Annotated in this window: 17 protein-coding genes; all 17 read left to right on the top strand. The window is 59.6% G+C overall.

Annotated elements, in window-relative coordinates; translation table 11 throughout:
• Positions 1 to 83: 83 nt before the first annotated feature.
• Positions 84 to 1,337, top strand: coding sequence for a 6-phosphofructokinase (locus AC3CHX_RS26555; protein ID WP_488630936.1), 1,254 nt, complete (start codon positions 84 to 86; stop codon positions 1,335 to 1,337).
• A 359-nt stretch (positions 1,338 to 1,696) separates the two neighbouring features.
• Positions 1,697 to 1,843, top strand: a complete 147-nt coding sequence (locus AC3CHX_RS26550; protein WP_488630935.1) for a Flp family type IVb pilin — start codon at positions 1,697 to 1,699, stop codon at positions 1,841 to 1,843.
• A gap of 165 nt (positions 1,844 to 2,008) precedes the next feature.
• A complete protein-coding gene (locus AC3CHX_RS26545) occupies positions 2,009 to 2,179 on the top strand; it encodes a Flp family type IVb pilin (protein WP_488630934.1) in 171 nt (56 codons plus the stop codon).
• Between the two features lie 129 nt (positions 2,180 to 2,308).
• On the top strand, positions 2,309 to 2,482 hold the full coding sequence (locus AC3CHX_RS26540) for a Flp family type IVb pilin (RefSeq protein WP_488630933.1): 174 nt from the start codon (positions 2,309 to 2,311) through the stop codon (positions 2,480 to 2,482).
• A gap of 271 nt (positions 2,483 to 2,753) precedes the next feature.
• A complete protein-coding gene (locus tag AC3CHX_RS26535) occupies positions 2,754 to 3,335 on the top strand; it encodes an A24 family peptidase (RefSeq protein ID WP_488630932.1) in 582 nt (193 codons plus the stop codon).
• 37 nt (positions 3,336 to 3,372) lie between these two features.
• Positions 3,373 to 3,993: a methyltransferase family protein gene (locus AC3CHX_RS26530; RefSeq protein WP_488630931.1), complete on the top strand. Its 621-nt coding sequence runs from the start codon at positions 3,373 to 3,375 to the stop codon at positions 3,991 to 3,993.
• Between the two features lie 31 nt (positions 3,994 to 4,024).
• Positions 4,025 to 5,344: a P-loop NTPase family protein gene (locus AC3CHX_RS26525; protein ID WP_488630930.1), complete on the top strand. Its 1,320-nt coding sequence runs from the start codon at positions 4,025 to 4,027 to the stop codon at positions 5,342 to 5,344.
• A 108-nt stretch (positions 5,345 to 5,452) separates the two neighbouring features.
• Complete coding sequence (gene cpaB, locus AC3CHX_RS26520) at positions 5,453 to 6,313, top strand: Flp pilus assembly protein CpaB (RefSeq protein ID WP_488630929.1); 861 nt, start codon at positions 5,453 to 5,455, stop codon at positions 6,311 to 6,313.
• Between the two features lie 32 nt (positions 6,314 to 6,345).
• Entirely contained in the window at positions 6,346 to 7,917 is a 1,572-nt protein-coding gene (locus AC3CHX_RS26515) for a type II and III secretion system protein family protein (RefSeq protein WP_488630928.1), read from the top strand.
• 10 nt (positions 7,918 to 7,927) lie between these two features.
• Positions 7,928 to 8,206 carry a pilus assembly protein gene (locus AC3CHX_RS26510; RefSeq protein ID WP_488630927.1) on the top strand — a complete coding sequence of 93 codons (279 nt, stop codon included), beginning with the start codon at positions 7,928 to 7,930 and terminating at the stop codon, positions 8,204 to 8,206.
• Positions 8,207 to 8,239: 33 nt separating this feature from the next.
• Positions 8,240 to 9,700 (top strand): pilus assembly protein TadG-related protein, encoded by a 1,461-nt coding sequence (locus AC3CHX_RS26505; RefSeq protein ID WP_488630926.1) that lies wholly within the window; start codon positions 8,240 to 8,242, stop codon positions 9,698 to 9,700.
• 5 nt (positions 9,701 to 9,705) lie between these two features.
• The gene (locus tag AC3CHX_RS26500; protein WP_488630925.1) at positions 9,706 to 10,188 is read left to right on the top strand and encodes a TadE/TadG family type IV pilus assembly protein; all 483 of its coding nucleotides are present in this window, start codon (positions 9,706 to 9,708) and stop codon (positions 10,186 to 10,188) included.
• Between the two features lie 9 nt (positions 10,189 to 10,197).
• On the top strand, positions 10,198 to 10,710 hold the full coding sequence (locus AC3CHX_RS26495; protein WP_488630924.1) for a TadE/TadG family type IV pilus assembly protein: 513 nt from the start codon (positions 10,198 to 10,200) through the stop codon (positions 10,708 to 10,710).
• A 30-nt stretch (positions 10,711 to 10,740) separates the two neighbouring features.
• Positions 10,741 to 11,904 carry a CpaE/TadZ family protein gene (locus AC3CHX_RS26490; RefSeq protein WP_488630923.1) on the top strand — a complete coding sequence of 388 codons (1,164 nt, stop codon included), beginning with the start codon at positions 10,741 to 10,743 and terminating at the stop codon, positions 11,902 to 11,904.
• Between the two features lie 42 nt (positions 11,905 to 11,946).
• A complete protein-coding gene (locus AC3CHX_RS26485; protein WP_488630922.1) occupies positions 11,947 to 13,335 on the top strand; it encodes a TadA family conjugal transfer-associated ATPase in 1,389 nt (462 codons plus the stop codon).
• Positions 13,336 to 13,340: 5 nt separating this feature from the next.
• On the top strand, positions 13,341 to 14,318 hold the full coding sequence (locus tag AC3CHX_RS26480) for a type II secretion system F family protein (protein WP_488630921.1): 978 nt from the start codon (positions 13,341 to 13,343) through the stop codon (positions 14,316 to 14,318).
• Positions 14,319 to 14,354: 36 nt separating this feature from the next.
• Positions 14,355 to 15,299: a type II secretion system F family protein gene (locus AC3CHX_RS26475; RefSeq protein ID WP_488630920.1), complete on the top strand. Its 945-nt coding sequence runs from the start codon at positions 14,355 to 14,357 to the stop codon at positions 15,297 to 15,299.
• Position 15,300: the final 1 nt, after the last annotated feature.

Genomic DNA, 15,300 nt, shown 5'->3' with positions numbered 1-15,300 from the left:
TTGTTGGAAACGATTGCAAAGTATCAGGCAAGTGGGAATACTAGTCATGTGCAGTCATCGACAACCTTGAGGACGGTAAAACCATGGCCAAGAAGAACGCCTTTTACGCGCAATCCGGCGGCGTCACCGCCGTCATCAACGCTTCCGCCTGCGGACTGATAGAAACGGCGCGCAAGCACAAGGACAAGATCGGCAAGGTCTACGCCGGTCGCAACGGCATTATCGGCGCGCTCACCGAAGACCTGATCGACACCAGCAAGGAATCGGCGGCCGACATTGCGGCGCTGCGCTTTACCCCGTCCGGTGCGTTCGGCTCCTGCCGCTACAAACTCAAAGGCCTGGAAGCCAATCAGCGTGAATACGAGCGCCTGATCGCGGTGTTCAAGGCGCATAACATCGGCTACTTCTTCTACAACGGCGGCGGCGATTCGGCCGATACCTGCTTCAAGGTTTCACAGCTGTCCGAGGCACTCGGGTACCCGGTGCAGGCGATCCATGTGCCGAAGACCATCGACAACGACCTTCCCATTACCGACTGCTGTCCCGGGTTCGGTTCGGTCGCCAAATATGTGGCCGTATCGACCCTGGAAGCATCGTTCGATGTGAAATCGATGGCCAAGACTTCCACCAAGGTTTTTGTGATCGAGGTGATGGGACGCCATGCCGGATGGATCGCTGCGGCCGCCGGGCTGCTGGTCGACCAGCATATTCCGGTGCTGATCCTGTTTCCGGAAGTGGTGTTCGACCAGAAGAAATTTCTCGCCAGGGTGGACGCACATGTCAAGAAATTCGGCTATTGCACCGTTGTGGTGTCTGAAGGCTGCCATTATCCCGACGGCAGGTTTCTGGCAGAGCAGGGCACCATGGATGCGTTCGGCCACGCCCAGCTGGGCGGAGCGGCGCCGGTGGTCGCCAACCTCATCAAAGAGGCGCTTGGTTATAAATTCCACTGGGCGGTGGCCGATTACCTGCAGCGCGCAGCGCGCCATATCGCCTCCAAAACCGATGTCAGGCAGGCTTACCAGCTGGGCCAGGCGGCAGTGGAACTGGCGCTGAAAGGCCGGAATGCCGTGATGCCGACCATTCAGCGCCTATCCGACGTGCCGTACAAATACCGGATCGGCGTGGCCGATCTGAAGGACGTGGCGAACGTCGAGAAGTTCATGCCCAAGGACTTCATCAGCCGGGATGGGTATGGGATCACCGAGAAATGCAAACGCTATCTGCTGCCGCTGATTCAGGGCGAGGACTATCCCAAATACGAGAACGGTTTGCCGCAGTATGTGACGCTGAAGAACCTTGCCGTGCCGAAGAAGCTGGAAGCTTTCAAGGTCTAGTTGCGGCTGTGATAGTCGAGCAGCGTACCCTTCGATACGCTGCGCTATTCAGGGCGATCGCCCTGAATAGATACTGTGTTCCCCCTCAAGCCTGAATTTGCCAAAACCGGATCATCCTATTGGCATCTCCCATCTCATCGCCTGCCCTGTTCGCACGGCGACAGCCGCAGCCCGACTCGCTCCTGGTACAAAAGTCCTGCTCGCCACCACCAACAATGGTCGATTCGTACTAGAACAAAAAGGACATTCGTCCGATGTATGGCAACGGCGGCGTGCCTATAGTGCAGTCATCAGCGCGGGAGTTGTTGCCGACTGAGACAAGCCGGACAAGGCCATGAAGAAATTATTCGGAGAAAAGTATGCGATCAGACGCGTATCCGCCACCTTCCCTCGTGCATTTCCTGAGGGAAGAGGCCGGTGTCTCGTTTACCGAATACGCTCTAGTGGCTGCGCTCATCGCTGTAGTGTGCGTCATTGCGCTACTTGCGTTGGGCAAGGGGACGTGAGGCTTGTTCCAATTCCACGCTACGGCGATGGGATAGGTGGTGTGAAGTAGCGGAAGGTTTCCGGAACTGTAACCCAAAAAATTACAACTCCGGTCAACACTCCACTGAGCAGTGCTTGCAGCAAAAATCTGGCGAACCTTATCTCAACTTTAAAAGGAACACATCATGAACTTCCTCAAAAACTTCATCCGCGAAGAAGACGGCGTGACGGCTATCGAATACGGTTTGATCGCTGCGCTGATTGCCGTGGTAATCATCGGCTCAGTGCAACTGGTCGGAACAGATCTCCAGCTTGTTTTCGGCGCCGTTAGCACTGCTTTGGCCACCGCCGTCTGACTGAGGGCACTGTCAAGAAAGGTACCCAAACTGGCCGATACGCAGTTTGGGCCTTCCTTACCCAGCTGGCAACAAAGACAAATTTGGTGCGGATAACGTCAACCCAACCTATCACAAGTCGAGGAAAAAATGCGTGCCTCTGCCTTATGCGCCATGCGCGACGAATCCGCTGTCACATCGATTGAGTATGCCCTGCTGGCCTCGCTTATCGCAGTAGCGATTGTCGTGAGTGTGGCAGCCCTGGGAATTAATTTAGGCGCCTTATATGCAAATGTGAGCCTTGCTGTTGCGGCTGCTGCGTGAGCATGCCGCTCCCCAGCTGATCCGGCAAGGAACCGCGAGCGCACTAATGCTGTTTAGTTAGTGCAGATAAACAAACGTTCGTGCTGAGTAGCCTGCAGGGCGTATCGAAGCAAGCGCACAGACGTCGGCACTCCTTCGATACGCTGCGGCGCAGCTACTCAGTCCGAACGGATAGTTGAAATTTTTCTTAACTGAACGGCATTACCGGGAGCGCACAGCTTTCTTATTGGGCGCAGAAGATCGCAATCAGATTTACTTAAGCGAGGATTAGATGGAACAGATCGGCACTGGCACTATCAGCGTCCTTTGCGCCGTGTGGCTCGGTTTTCTGCTCGCGGCCGCATCCTGGACCGACGCTCGCACCCGCCGCATCTCGAACAAGCTCGTGCTTGCCGGCACGCTAACCGGTCTCGCGCTCAACGCTTTTCTGCCAGAAGGATCGGGACTGTTCAGCAGCATGCCGGGGGGCTTCGGTTTCCTGAGAGCGCTTGGTGGGTTCAGCATGGGGCTTGGCACGCTGCTGCCGCTTTATCTGCTACGAGCGATGGGGGCGGGCGACGTCAAGCTGATGGCAATGGTCGGCGCTTTCCTTGGCCCTGCTTCAATTCTGGGCGCGGTGCTGATGACCTTCCTTGCCGGCGGCATCCTCGCGCTTGCGGTGGCCTTGTGGAAGGGAGTCTTGCGCAGCACGCTGGCGAACATTCGCTTCATGATGTTTCACACAGGCCAGGGCGCGCAGATGGAGTCGCCGCCGGCCTCAGCCACGGGCAAACTGCCATATGCCCTGGCTATCGCGGCAGGCACGGTCGTGCAAATTTTACTGGCGCACAACGGCCACGCCATTTTTTCGTGAGCCATGAAGGCCATCCGGCAACAGGTAGGAGTCAAACATGAAGCAATCACCGCGGTTTCTGCACTCGGAGATGATCCACGTTTGCACCGGACTTCTTATGTCGGGCTTATGGGGATGGTTTGCCTATCGCCACGTGCTTGCGTTTCATCACAGCGGGGAATGGGCGTACCTGCTGGTGTGTGTTTCGGAAACGCTCACCGCAGTTTTTTTTGTAATGCGCAGCGCACCGGCGAGCGTATCGGCGGATCCGTTCGATTGGCTGTTTGCCGTAGCGGGAACCTTCACGGCTCTGCTTCTTTCTCCTGCATCATGGGGACTCCTGCCGGCCGCCACGAATCTTGTTGTGTTCGGCACCGTGCTGCAGATTTTCGGTTTGCTATCGCTCAATCGCAGCTTTGCGCTGGTCGCCGCGCAACGGGAACTCAAGACCAGGGGAATGTATCGCGTCGTGCGCCATCCGTTGTATGCGAGTTATCTGTTGATATTCACCGGGTACGTCCTGTCAAACACTACATGGATGAACTTTGTGATCTACGTCATGACGATGGGGTTTCTGTATGTCCGCATCCTGAGAGAAGAAAAACATCTCGCAATGGACGCGCAATATCGTGAATACATGCGGCAGGTTCGATATCGCGTGATTCCCGCAATTTTCTAGCTGTCCATAGCGTAGCCAGGGGAGTACCACCATGTTTGCTGAAAATTACGAGGGCGTCACCGGGATCGGGGTTCCTGATACAGCCATCCCGCGCGCGCCGCGCACAGTCGAGGAAACCGGTTTGCCGTTTTTGTTCCTGGTCGAATTGGTCGCCAAGCTGCTGTTCCTGCGCGGCCAGGTGCGGCTGACCGAGCTTTCAGCGCAGCTCAAGCTGACCGTCAGCGTACTCGATCCGCTGATCACCTTCATGCGCACCGAAAAGCTGTGCGAGGTCACCCGCCGCGGCGGCAGTGGCACCGACGCCGATCTCACCTACAACCTCACCGATGCCGGCCGCACCAGGGCGACCGAATTCATGGGCCGCAACGCGTATGCCGGCCCCGCGCCGGTAACGCTTGCCGCTTACCGTGCGCAAGCGGAAGCGCAGAGCGTGGCGCAGATGCGCGTCGTGCGCGCGGACATGGCAAACGCATTCGCCGGGATCGTGGTCAGCCCGATCGTGCTCGATCAACTCGGCGCAGCAATGAATTCACGCAGGGCCATTCTTGTCCACGGCCCGGCAGGCAGCGGCAAAACCTATCTGGCCGAGCGTCTGGTGGAATTGTTGAAGGGCGATATATTGGTGCCGTATGCGATCATGGTTGACGGCGAGGTCGTGCAAATCTATGACCCCGCCGTGCATCGCCCGGTTGACGCTGCGGCAGAACCAACGGATGCGTTCGACAAGCGCATGCCGCTCGATGGCCGCTGGGTGCGGGCCATGCGCCCGGCCGTGCTGACGGGCGGCGAGCTGACGCTCGACCTGCTCGACCTGCAGTTCGATCCGGGCACACGCTTCTATCAGGCGCCGCCGCATCTCAAGGCCAACAACGGCATCTTCATCATCGACGACCTGGGACGCCAGCGGTGTTCTGTGACCGAGTTGATGAACCGCTGGATTGTTCCGATGGACCGGCATATCGATTATCTGTCGCTGCACACCGGCTACAAGTTTCTGGTGCCGTTCGACGTGATCGTCGTGTTTTCTTCCAACTTCCCGCCGGAACAACTGGCCGACGGCTCCTTCCTGCGGCGGCTTGGCTACAAGATCCACGTCGGACCGCTGGCGGAGCCGCAATATCAACGCATATTTTCTCAGGTGTGCGAGGAATATGGAGTAGTCTATTCTGGCGATGCCTTCCAATACCTGCTGCACCAGCACCATTACAAGGAAGGGCGTCCGCTGCTGGCCTGCTATCCGCGCGACATCCTGGCGCAGGTGCGCGATCTTGCGCTGTACGAAGGAAGGACGGCGAGTCTCGATGAAAAGGTACTGGATTGGGCGTGGAACAACTACTTCATCGGCTCCTGACGCCGATGCTATAGAAGAAGGAAGCTGTGCCGGAGTCGTCAGCAGCAGATCGCTACTAACAGGGCCGACCTGAAATACAAATGTCGGGCCAACCAGGGGGAATCAGACATGAGAAATACACGTGCTTTGATGATGATGGCCGTTGCGGTCGTCCTCGCATCCGGGGCAGTCGTTGTGGCTGCGCGCTGGATCAGTGCTCAAGCTTCGGGCGCGACCAACAAGGTGGCGGTCGCACAGGTCGATATCAGTCTCGGCGCCAGGCTGAGTCCGGAAATGGTGCGCATGGTCGACTGGCCGACGAGCGCCATGCCGCCTGGCGCATTCACCGACGCCAAGCTGGTCGACACGCGCGTCGCACGCACCAGCATGCAGCGCGGCGAACCGGTCATGGAAAGCAAGCTTGCGCCGCCCGGCACCACCGGTGGACTTTCTGCGGTGGTCGCGGATGGCAAGCGCGCCATGACCGTGCGCGTCAACGACGTGGTCGGCGTCGCCGGGTTTGCCTTGCCCGGTAATTTCGTCGACATCCTGGTCAATACCCAGGGGGAAGGCGCGAAAAACGATGCGAACAAGGACCAGAGCATTTCGAAGATCGTGCTCGAGCGCATTCTGGTACTGGCCGTAGCGCAGGAATCGAGCCGCGACGAAACCAAGCCCAAGGTCGTCAATGCCGTGACCCTCGAACTCACGCCGGATCAGGCGGAAAAACTGGATCTGGCGCGCAGCGTCGGCACTCTCTCGCTGGTGCTGAGGAACCAGATCGATCCGGAACCGGTGAACACAGGCGGCGCGACCAAGTCCACACTGCTCGATGTCAAGGCAGCCCCCGTGCCGGAAGTCAAGACCGCAGCCGCGGCCAAGCCCAGGCCAAGGCCAGCGGTGAAGCACATGGCCATGCTGCGCGCGCCTGCCGTTGGAGAGCAAGTCGAGGTTATTAAAGGGCTGGACCGCAGTACCCAACAGTTTTAAGAAAAATCAAGAAAAAACCAGGGAGAATTTTAATGAGCACATTCTGCAGCGGGGCAAGACCGGCGGTACTGCGCATGGCGTTGGCTGTGGCAGGCGTGGCAACGGCGGCATCACTGGCGCATGGCCAGGCAGCAGTGGAAGCCGGCGTACTTGCCGCTGCCGCGCAAAATCCGCCGAATGCCGCATCCAAACCGGCAAAACAAAGCGCGGCCGCCAAGCCCAAGCCAGCGGTTGTACCACTCAGGGCGCCGATTACCGGCAACGTCGAACTGGCGCCGCAGATCAATCTCTCGCAAGGGAAATCCACGCTGATGCGCCTGCCCTCTCCGGCAACCCGGCTGTCGGTAGGCGACGCGTCGATCGCCGACGTGATTCTGCTTAATCCGAGCGAGGTGTATATGCTCGGCAAATCGGTCGGGTCCACCAATCTCATCCTCTGGAACCGGGCCAATAATGCCACCATCATCGACATCGCCGTCGGCGTCGATACCGCGGCGCTGCACTCGCGGCTCGAGCAACTGCTGGCCGACGAAAAGGATATCAAGATCACGACCGCCGGGGACACCGTGATCCTGTCCGGACAGGTTTCCGATGTGGTCAAGGCCGATCAGGTTCTGGCGCTGGCCAACGCCTACGCGCAGCGCAGTGCGCACGGAGGGCCGGGAGGCGCTGCGCCGGCCGCCGGCGGTGCAGCGGGCGGCCAGCCGTCGAATGCGACCAAAGTCGTCAACATGCTGACTATCGCCGCGCCGCAGCAGGTGATGCTGGAAGTCAAAGTGGCCGAGATCGATAAAACCATTCTCGACAAGCTTGGCGCGGATTTTTCCGCCGCCTTGCACCGCGGCAGCTGGGCCGCCAGCCTGGTGACGAATTTCCTCACCGGCAGTCCCGGGGCATTGAATTTCACCAAAAGCAACGGCAACACCTTTGGCGTCGACGCGCAGAACCAGCACGGCCTGGTAAAAATCCTGGCCGAGCCGACCATCATGGCCATCAGCGGCCAGGAAGGCAGCTTTCTGGCCGGCGGCAAAATTTTCATCCCGGTACCGCAATCCAGCTCTGGCGCCGGGGGGGTCACCTCCATCACGCTGCAAGAGGAAGAGTTCGGTGTAGGCCTGCGTTTCACCCCAACCGTGCTGGACGGCGGGCGCATCAATCTGAAAGTGGCGCCGGAAGTGTCCGAACTGTCAACGACCGGAGCGTCGATTTCGGCTCCCGGAACGAGTTTGACTGCCGTTGTGCCGCTGATCACCACGCGGCGCGCATCGACCACGGTGCAGTTACGCGACGGCCAGAGCTTCGCCATTGCCGGACTGATTAAAAACAACGTTACGCAGAACATCAGCGCCTTTCCGATGCTGGGTGAAATTCCCATCCTCGGCGCATTGTTCCGCAGCAGCAGCTTCCAGACCGACAAGACCGAACTGGTGTTCATCGTCACACCGCGCCTGGTAAAGCCATTGCCGGCGGATTATCCGCTGCCGACCGATCAGCTGGTCCTGCCGAACCGCGCCGAATTCTTCCTGGGGGGCAAAATGGAAGGTTCGGCCGCGCCGGAAGAAAAGAAACCGGTGGCCCCGCCGTCTGGCTTTGACGTCAAATAGGAGAGCAATCATGAACCGCACTCACTTTCGTACCGCAGGCGTGCTATGCGCGGCGTTGCTCGCAGTCGCAGGCTGCGCACAGACGCCGAACCTGGACAGCCATTTTGGCGACGCCGTGAATCTGGTCAAGTCGCAGCAAACGCTGCATCCGGAGGCGTCGCGCAATACCGATCCCGTCACAGGAATGGATGGCAAGGCGGCCATGAGCGCTTATGACGTGTACCAGAAATCATACAAAGCGCCCGAGCCGCAGCCAGGAGCCTTTACCGTTGGCGTGGGCGGCCGCTGAGTTCCAGCTTGCGACGAACAACAGGAGACTGCGATGAGATCACCGTACCGTACGCTGCCCAAAGAACACGGCGCTATTGCCATCGTGCTCGGATTAACCATTGTCGTCTTGTTGGCAATGGGCGGCGTCGTACTGGATCTCGGGCACCTTTACATCGCCAAGGCGGAATTGCAAAATGCGGCCGATGGCGCGGCGCTTGCGGGGGCGAAGGACCTCAACGAAAGTGCTGCCGGCATCACCAACGCGGTCAGCGATGCACAAAAAATAGCGCTGAAAAATAAATACAATTTCTCCACCAACGTTTCCCTTGCGCAGTCGAACATTGAGTTTTCTGCAAGCCCGGACGGCCCCTGGTCTAGTGTAGCGGCCGCAACGGCCGCCCCGCAAGGCTTGACGTTCATCAGAGTCGATACCGGGTCGAAAGTGCTCAACACTTATCTGATGCGGGTTGCAGGCGTCAATACGGTAAGTACATCGGGTGTTGCCGTCGCGGGCCGGTTTGTCGTGGACGTGACACCCCTGGGCGTATGCGCCATAGACCCGCTGCACACAACGGCGGTCATGCCGGTTACCAACGAATTGATGGAATTGGGATTTCGCCGCGGGATTACCTACAACATTCCATCCCTGGGTCCATTGGGCGCAAGTGGTGTTCCGATTCTGCTAAATCCCGTGGACAGTCCACCCACAGCTTGCAACCCGAGCCACTCCAGCGCCAACTTTACCGCGCCGTTCGTTTGCCAGGGCAATTCTGCGGTGGGCGGCGGCTCTACGGTTTATGCAAATACCGGCGGTTCGTATGGACCGATTGAAAAAGCAATCAACAGCCGCATGGACTCTTTTCCGGGTGGCACAGCGTGCGACCCGGTGACGGCTCCGCCAGATACCAACGTAAAAGACTACGGCATCGCCGCGTCTCCGCCGGCAGGTCGGCCGGCTGCCTGGATGAATCCTGATCCGGTTCAGCAGTCGATCAGTATTAACGCAGCCACGAATAAACCGCTCAACTGGCCGGCAAACCCGCCAACCGCAGCCGGTTTCGGCGTCTTGTGGTCCTATACTCGCGCAGTTCACGGGACTGGTTCAGCACCGAACTTTACGGCCGGAGCGCCCTTCGTTCCAGCTGATTGGGCAACCCTGTATAACCCTGGCTTGACCGCAGATGCAATAGGGTATCCCGCTGCGGCGGCGGTCCCGCCGTTCCCGGTGGGAACACCGGCAGCGCCGTACGACCAGATATCCGGCAATTATTTCCAGGCGCCGCCGGTACACCCGCCCGGCACGCGCTACCGTCGTCTGATGAACGTCGTGATCGTCGATTGCAGCGGCCTCGGCGGTGGCGGCTTGTCTTGCGCGACATTGCCGGTAAAGGGACTGGGGCGGTTTTTCCTCCAGACGGCAGCAAACCTGACGGGAGGGACCAAATCTATTTACGGTGAATTTGCCGGGCTCATCGAGCCGGTTCCGACGTCCGAAATCAAGCTATATCGGTGAGCGACATGATCCTTTACCTATTCACCTCAAGAAGGCGTCCGGCAAACCAGCATGGCGGCGCCGTTGTCGAGTTCGCCTTGGTCATTACCTTGCTGATCAGCATCCTGGCCGGTATTTTCGAATTCGGCCGTGCTTTCTGGTATTACGACGCGCTCACGAAAAGTACACGAGATGCGGCGCGGGCGATGACAGTCGCAGCCAAAGCAACCATCGCCTCGCAGGGCGTTCCGGCCGCGAAACAAATTGTGGTGGATGCGGTAACGAGCGCGGGCGTGCCGGATTTCGTGACCGCCAATGTCGATGTAACCTGCCTCGACGCTACGTTTGCGGATGCATCTTGCGCCGACGGCACAGCGCCGGGTGGCGTGCGGGTCCAGATCGTCGGTTACACCATGACCATCGGTCAGTTCATTCCGTTCCTGATCGGGGCAAGTTCGTCATACTCGGCCACTCTCTCTCCGCACACAACGATGCGGTACATGCTGTAGGAGGAACAAATGCGAACCTTCCATCGATTGCTCCCCAATCGTCAACGCGGCGCTGCCGCAGTTGAGTTTGCGCTCGTCTCGCTGCTCTTTTTCACCATACTGTTTGCCATCCTTGACTTCGGGCGAATGCTTTTTGTCTACAACACGATGCAGGAAGTGACCCGGCGCGGCGCGCGCGAAGCCGTCGTGCGTTGGATCGATCAGACGGACACCATTAAAACGCTTGCACTGTTCGGCGGCACATCGATACCGGCGGGGGCCGAAGTGACGAGCAGCAATATCACCATTGAATACCTGGCTAAAAACGGCAGTGTGGTCACGGCATTTCCAACCGACCCGGGCGATAACCTATCCGCTTGCGGCGATGCTACCCGAACGGCCAGTTGCATCTTCAGCGTACGCGTTTCAATCGATGGCGTGACTTATAGCCCGATGGTCGGCATGTTCAATTTTCTGCGCATCGGTCTGCCGGCATCTGTCGTCACCATGCATGCTGAGAGCCTGGGATACCAACTTAGCTAAGCACCATCACATCACGCTCGGGGACCTAAATTGAAAATCGCAGCCGTATCAAAAGACGACAAACACCTCGCGGAGATAGTCAGACTGCTGCGCGAGCGCAATCCGTCCGATCAGGTGGACGCCGTTTCCGGCACGCTGGAAAAACTGGCCGGCATCGCCGATCTCGCATCGCCGGATGTGCTGGTGCTCGACCAGCCGTCCGTGGAGGGCGGCGATCTGGAACGGCTGGAGCGCCTGAGCCACCTGTATCCGCGCATGGCGTTCATTCTTCTGTGCCGGCAGCAGTCGCCCGAGTTCCTGATCCAGGCCATGCGCGCCGGCGTGCGCGAGGTATTGCCGTCTCCGGCGAGCGCCGACAGCCTGTTTCCAGCCATTTTGCGCATCGAAGAAAAGCTCGACAGCCGATCCCAGGCCAACGGCCGTGTGCTGGCATTCATTTCCTGCAAGGGCGGCAGCGGCGCGACCTTCCTCGCCACCAACCTCGGTTATGCGCTGGCGACGCTGGAAAACAAACGCGTGGCGCTGATCGACCTGAATCTGCAGTTCGGCGATGCGTCGCTGTTTGTCTCCGATCAAAAGCCGCTGGCGACCCTCGCCGACGTGGCGCAGCAAATACACAGGCTGGATCCTTCATTTCTGGCATCGAGCATGCTCAATGTGACGCCGAACTATGGCGTGCTGGCTTCTCCGGACGACCCGGCGCATGCGAACGACGTCAAGCCGGAGCATGTCGAGATGCTTCTCAAGCTGGCCCGGCGCCAATACGACTTCGTCCTGCTCGACGTCGGCCGCAGCCTGGACGCCGTCAGCATTCGCGCGCTGGATCAGGCCGACATGATCTTTCCGATCCTGCAGACCACGCTGCCGTATATCCGCGATGGCAAGCGGCTGCTGGGCGCGTTCCGTTCGCTGGATTACCCGAGAGACAAGATTCATTTAGTTGTGAATCGCCACGAAAAAAGCGGCGAAATCCGCCTGAAGGATCTGGAGGCCGCTTACGGCGCCAGCGTCTTCAGGACCATTCCGAATCACTACGAGGCAGCGGCGGCTTCGGTAAATCAGGGAGTGCCGATATTGAAGCTGGCGAAGACCAGCCCGATTTCAAAATCGCTGCAGGAGTTTGCCAAGTCGTTGGCGGGAGATACAAGCCAGGCATCGCAAGGCTGGTTCTCGCGGGTTTTTCAACGCGCTTGATATGCGGTATGTAGGGAGTAGTCAGCCACAGGAGATGTCGCCATGAAAGCAGAGAACATATCGATCAGGGACCGTTTGGGCAACGGCAACGGCAATGCCAGCGCCAACGCCAACGGCAAGCCACCATTCGCCGCGCAGCGCCCGGGCGGCATTGATAATCGCGCCTACCAGGACCTGAAGCACCGGGTCCATCAAACCCTGCTTGACCGGGTCGACCTGGAAGGCATGCAGCGCCTGTCCCAGGAGCAGATCCGCAATGAGCTCAGGATGCTGGTCGAGCGCCTGCTGGAAGAGGAAGTCGTTGTCATCAACGATATCGAGCGAAAAAACCTGACCCGCGACATCCAGAACGAGATGCTCGGTTTCGGCCCGCTGGAAACGCTGCTGGCCGATCCCACGGTGTCCGACATACTGGTCAACACTTACAAGCAGGTGTATGTCGAACGGCACGGCAAACTGGAACTGACCGACGTCACCTTCAGCGACGATGCCCACCTGATGAAGATCATCGACAAGATCGTCTCGCGCGTCGGCCGCCGCATTGACGAGTCGAGCCCGATGGTGGACGCGCGCCTGCCCGACGGCTCCCGCGTCAACGCGATCATTCCACCGCTTGCGATCGATGGTCCGATCATGTCGATTCGCCGCTTTGCCGCCGAGCCGCTGCGCCTGGCCGATCTGGTCGAGTACAAGAGCCTCACCGCTGAAATGGCGGAAATCCTGCAAGGGTTGGGCAAAGCCAAGGTCAACATCCTGATCTCCGGCGGCACCGGCAGCGGCAAGACCACCATGCTGAATGTCATTTCCGGTTTCATCAGCACTGCTGAGCGCATCGTCACGGTCGAGGATGCCGCCGAGCTGCAGCTGCAGCAGCCGCATGTGATCCGGCTGGAGACGCGTCCGCCGAACATCGAGGGCAACGGCGAAGTGACGCAGCGGGCACTGGTGCGCAACGCGCTGCGCATGCGGCCGGACCGCATCATACTGGGCGAGGTGCGCGGCGGCGAGGCGCTGGACATGCTGCAAGCCATGAATACCGGGCATGAAGGATCGATGGCCACCATTCATGCCAACACCCCGCGCGACGCGCTCACCCGGCTGGAGAACATGGTCAGCATGGCCGCGGCGACCCTGCCGACCAAGGCGACGCGCCAGCAGATCAGTTCGGCCATCAGTGTCGTCGTGCAGGTGGCGCGGCTGACCGACGGCAAGCGCAAGGTGCTCTCCATCCAGGAGATCACCGGCATGGAGGGCGAGATGATCACCATGCAGGAGATCTTTACCTTCAAACAGACCGGACTGGGAGAGAACGGCGCGGTGCTGGGGCATTTCTGCTCAACCGGAGTACGTCCGCGCTTCATCGAACGGCTGCGCACTTTTGGCATTGCCGTATCCGAAACATTGTTCGACCCTACACGGCAGTATCACTAGACGCCATGGACTACCTCTACTATATCTTCGGCACGCTGATCTTCATCGCGGTGGTGCTCGTTATCGAGGGTGCTTACCTCACATGGAACTCATCCAAGGGGCCTGAAGCCGAGCGCATCGCGCGTCGCCTGCGCGTGATGTCGGCGGGCGGGCACGGCGGCGAGCAGGAAATTTCCATCATCAAGGAACGGCTGCTGAGCAAGACCCCCGCCCTGCAGCGCATCCTGCTGCAGGTTCCGCGCATCGGCGTCGTGGACCGTTTGCTGCAGCAATCGGGGCTCTCCTGGAGCGTGGCCGACCTGTTCGCGATGAGCCTGCTGGCGTTTCTGGTGCCATTCTTTGCGGGCAGTTACTTTGCCGTGCCCTGGCTGCTGCGGCTGCCGCTGGCCGGGGTTGCCGCAATGCTGCCGTATTTTTACGTAAAGCGAGCGAAGGGAAAGCGTCTGATTCGCATCGAGCTGCAATTGCCCGATGCGCTGGACCTGATGGGTCGCGCCCTGCGCGCCGGCCACGCCTTTCCGACCGCGCTGAAGATGGTCGGCGACGAGATGAGCGACCCTTTGGCGGGCGAATTCCGCGCGGCTTTCGACGAGGTGAACTTCGGCATCTCCATGCAAGATGCCTTGATGAACCTGGCAACGCGCGTGCCCAGCACCGATCTGCGCTACTTTGTGATTGCCGTGCTGATCCAGCGCGAAACCGGCGGCAATCTGTCCGAACTGCTGACCAGCATCAGCGCGATCATACGGGACCGGCTCAAGCTGCTGGGCCAGGTGCGCGTGCTGTCGGCCGAGGGCAAGCTGTCTGCCTGGATACTGTCGATGCTGCCATTCGGCGCAGCGCTGATGATCCAGTTGACCAACCCCAAGTTTCTCGAGGTGCTGTACACCGATCCCGGCGGCCGCAAGATGCTCGCCGCTGCCGGCGTCATGATGCTGTTCGGGATCTTCGTCATGCGCAAGATCATCCGCATCCGGGTGTGACATCAACCAGCCAGACTTTTCAGGAGTGAAAGCGTCATGAACACCTTTCAACTTGGGTTTTTAGTGCTGATTTTCCTGCTCGTGTTCGCTGCCGTCATGCTGGGGCTGCGCCTGTTCGCAAGCAACCCGGTACAGGACCGCCTGGATGCCGTAGTCGGCCGGTCGGCCGCGGCGGCCGGTGGCGAACCCAGTCCATGGGTGGCGCACATCATCAAGCTGACCGGCCCGCTGGCAAAACTCTCGGTCCCCAAGGACGGCTGGGAAAATTCATTGTTACGGACCCGCTTCATGAATGCCGGGTTCCGCCATCCTTCCGCTCCGGCCATATTCTTTACCGCCAAAACCGCCCTGGCCGTTGGCCTGCCGCTGCTGGTGTTTTTGGTCCTGAGCACCTCGAGCGCAAAGTACGGCACCAACGCGCTCCTGTTCTGGCTGCTGAGCGCTGCGGCGATTGGCTACTACCTGCCTAACCTTTTATTGAAGAACCTGATCTCACGTCGTCAGCGCGAAGTCTTCGAGAGCTTTCCCGATGCCCTCGATCTGATGACCGTGTGCGTAGAGGCCGGGCTTGCCATGGATGCGGCGCTGGCCCGCGTCGCCGCGGAGATCGGCCTGAAGAGCGCGGTCCTGAGCGATGAACTGCTCCTGGTCACGCTGGAGCTGCGCGCCGGCAGCTCCAAGGAAAAGGCCTTGCGCAACCTGGCGCTGCGCACCGGCGTGGAAGACGTCGACGCGCTGGTAGCGATGTTGATCCAGTCGGAGCGTTTCGGCACCAGCATCGCCGATTCGCTGCGCGTGCAATCGGACCTGTTGCGCACCAAGCGTCGCCAGCGCGCCGAGGAACAGGCGGCAAAAATAGCGCTGAAGCTGCTGTTTCCGCTGATATTTTTCATCTTCCCATCCTTGCTGGTCGTGCTGATGGGGCCGGCATTCATTCAGATTTACCGCGTGCTGTTGCCCACCTTTAGCGGCGCCAATTGAG

The sequence above is a fragment of the Glaciimonas sp. OK215 genome (genome assembly GCF_057787885.1).
Note: the sequence above shows the minus strand (reverse complement) of the source record. Positions and strands in the feature narration are given on the sequence as shown.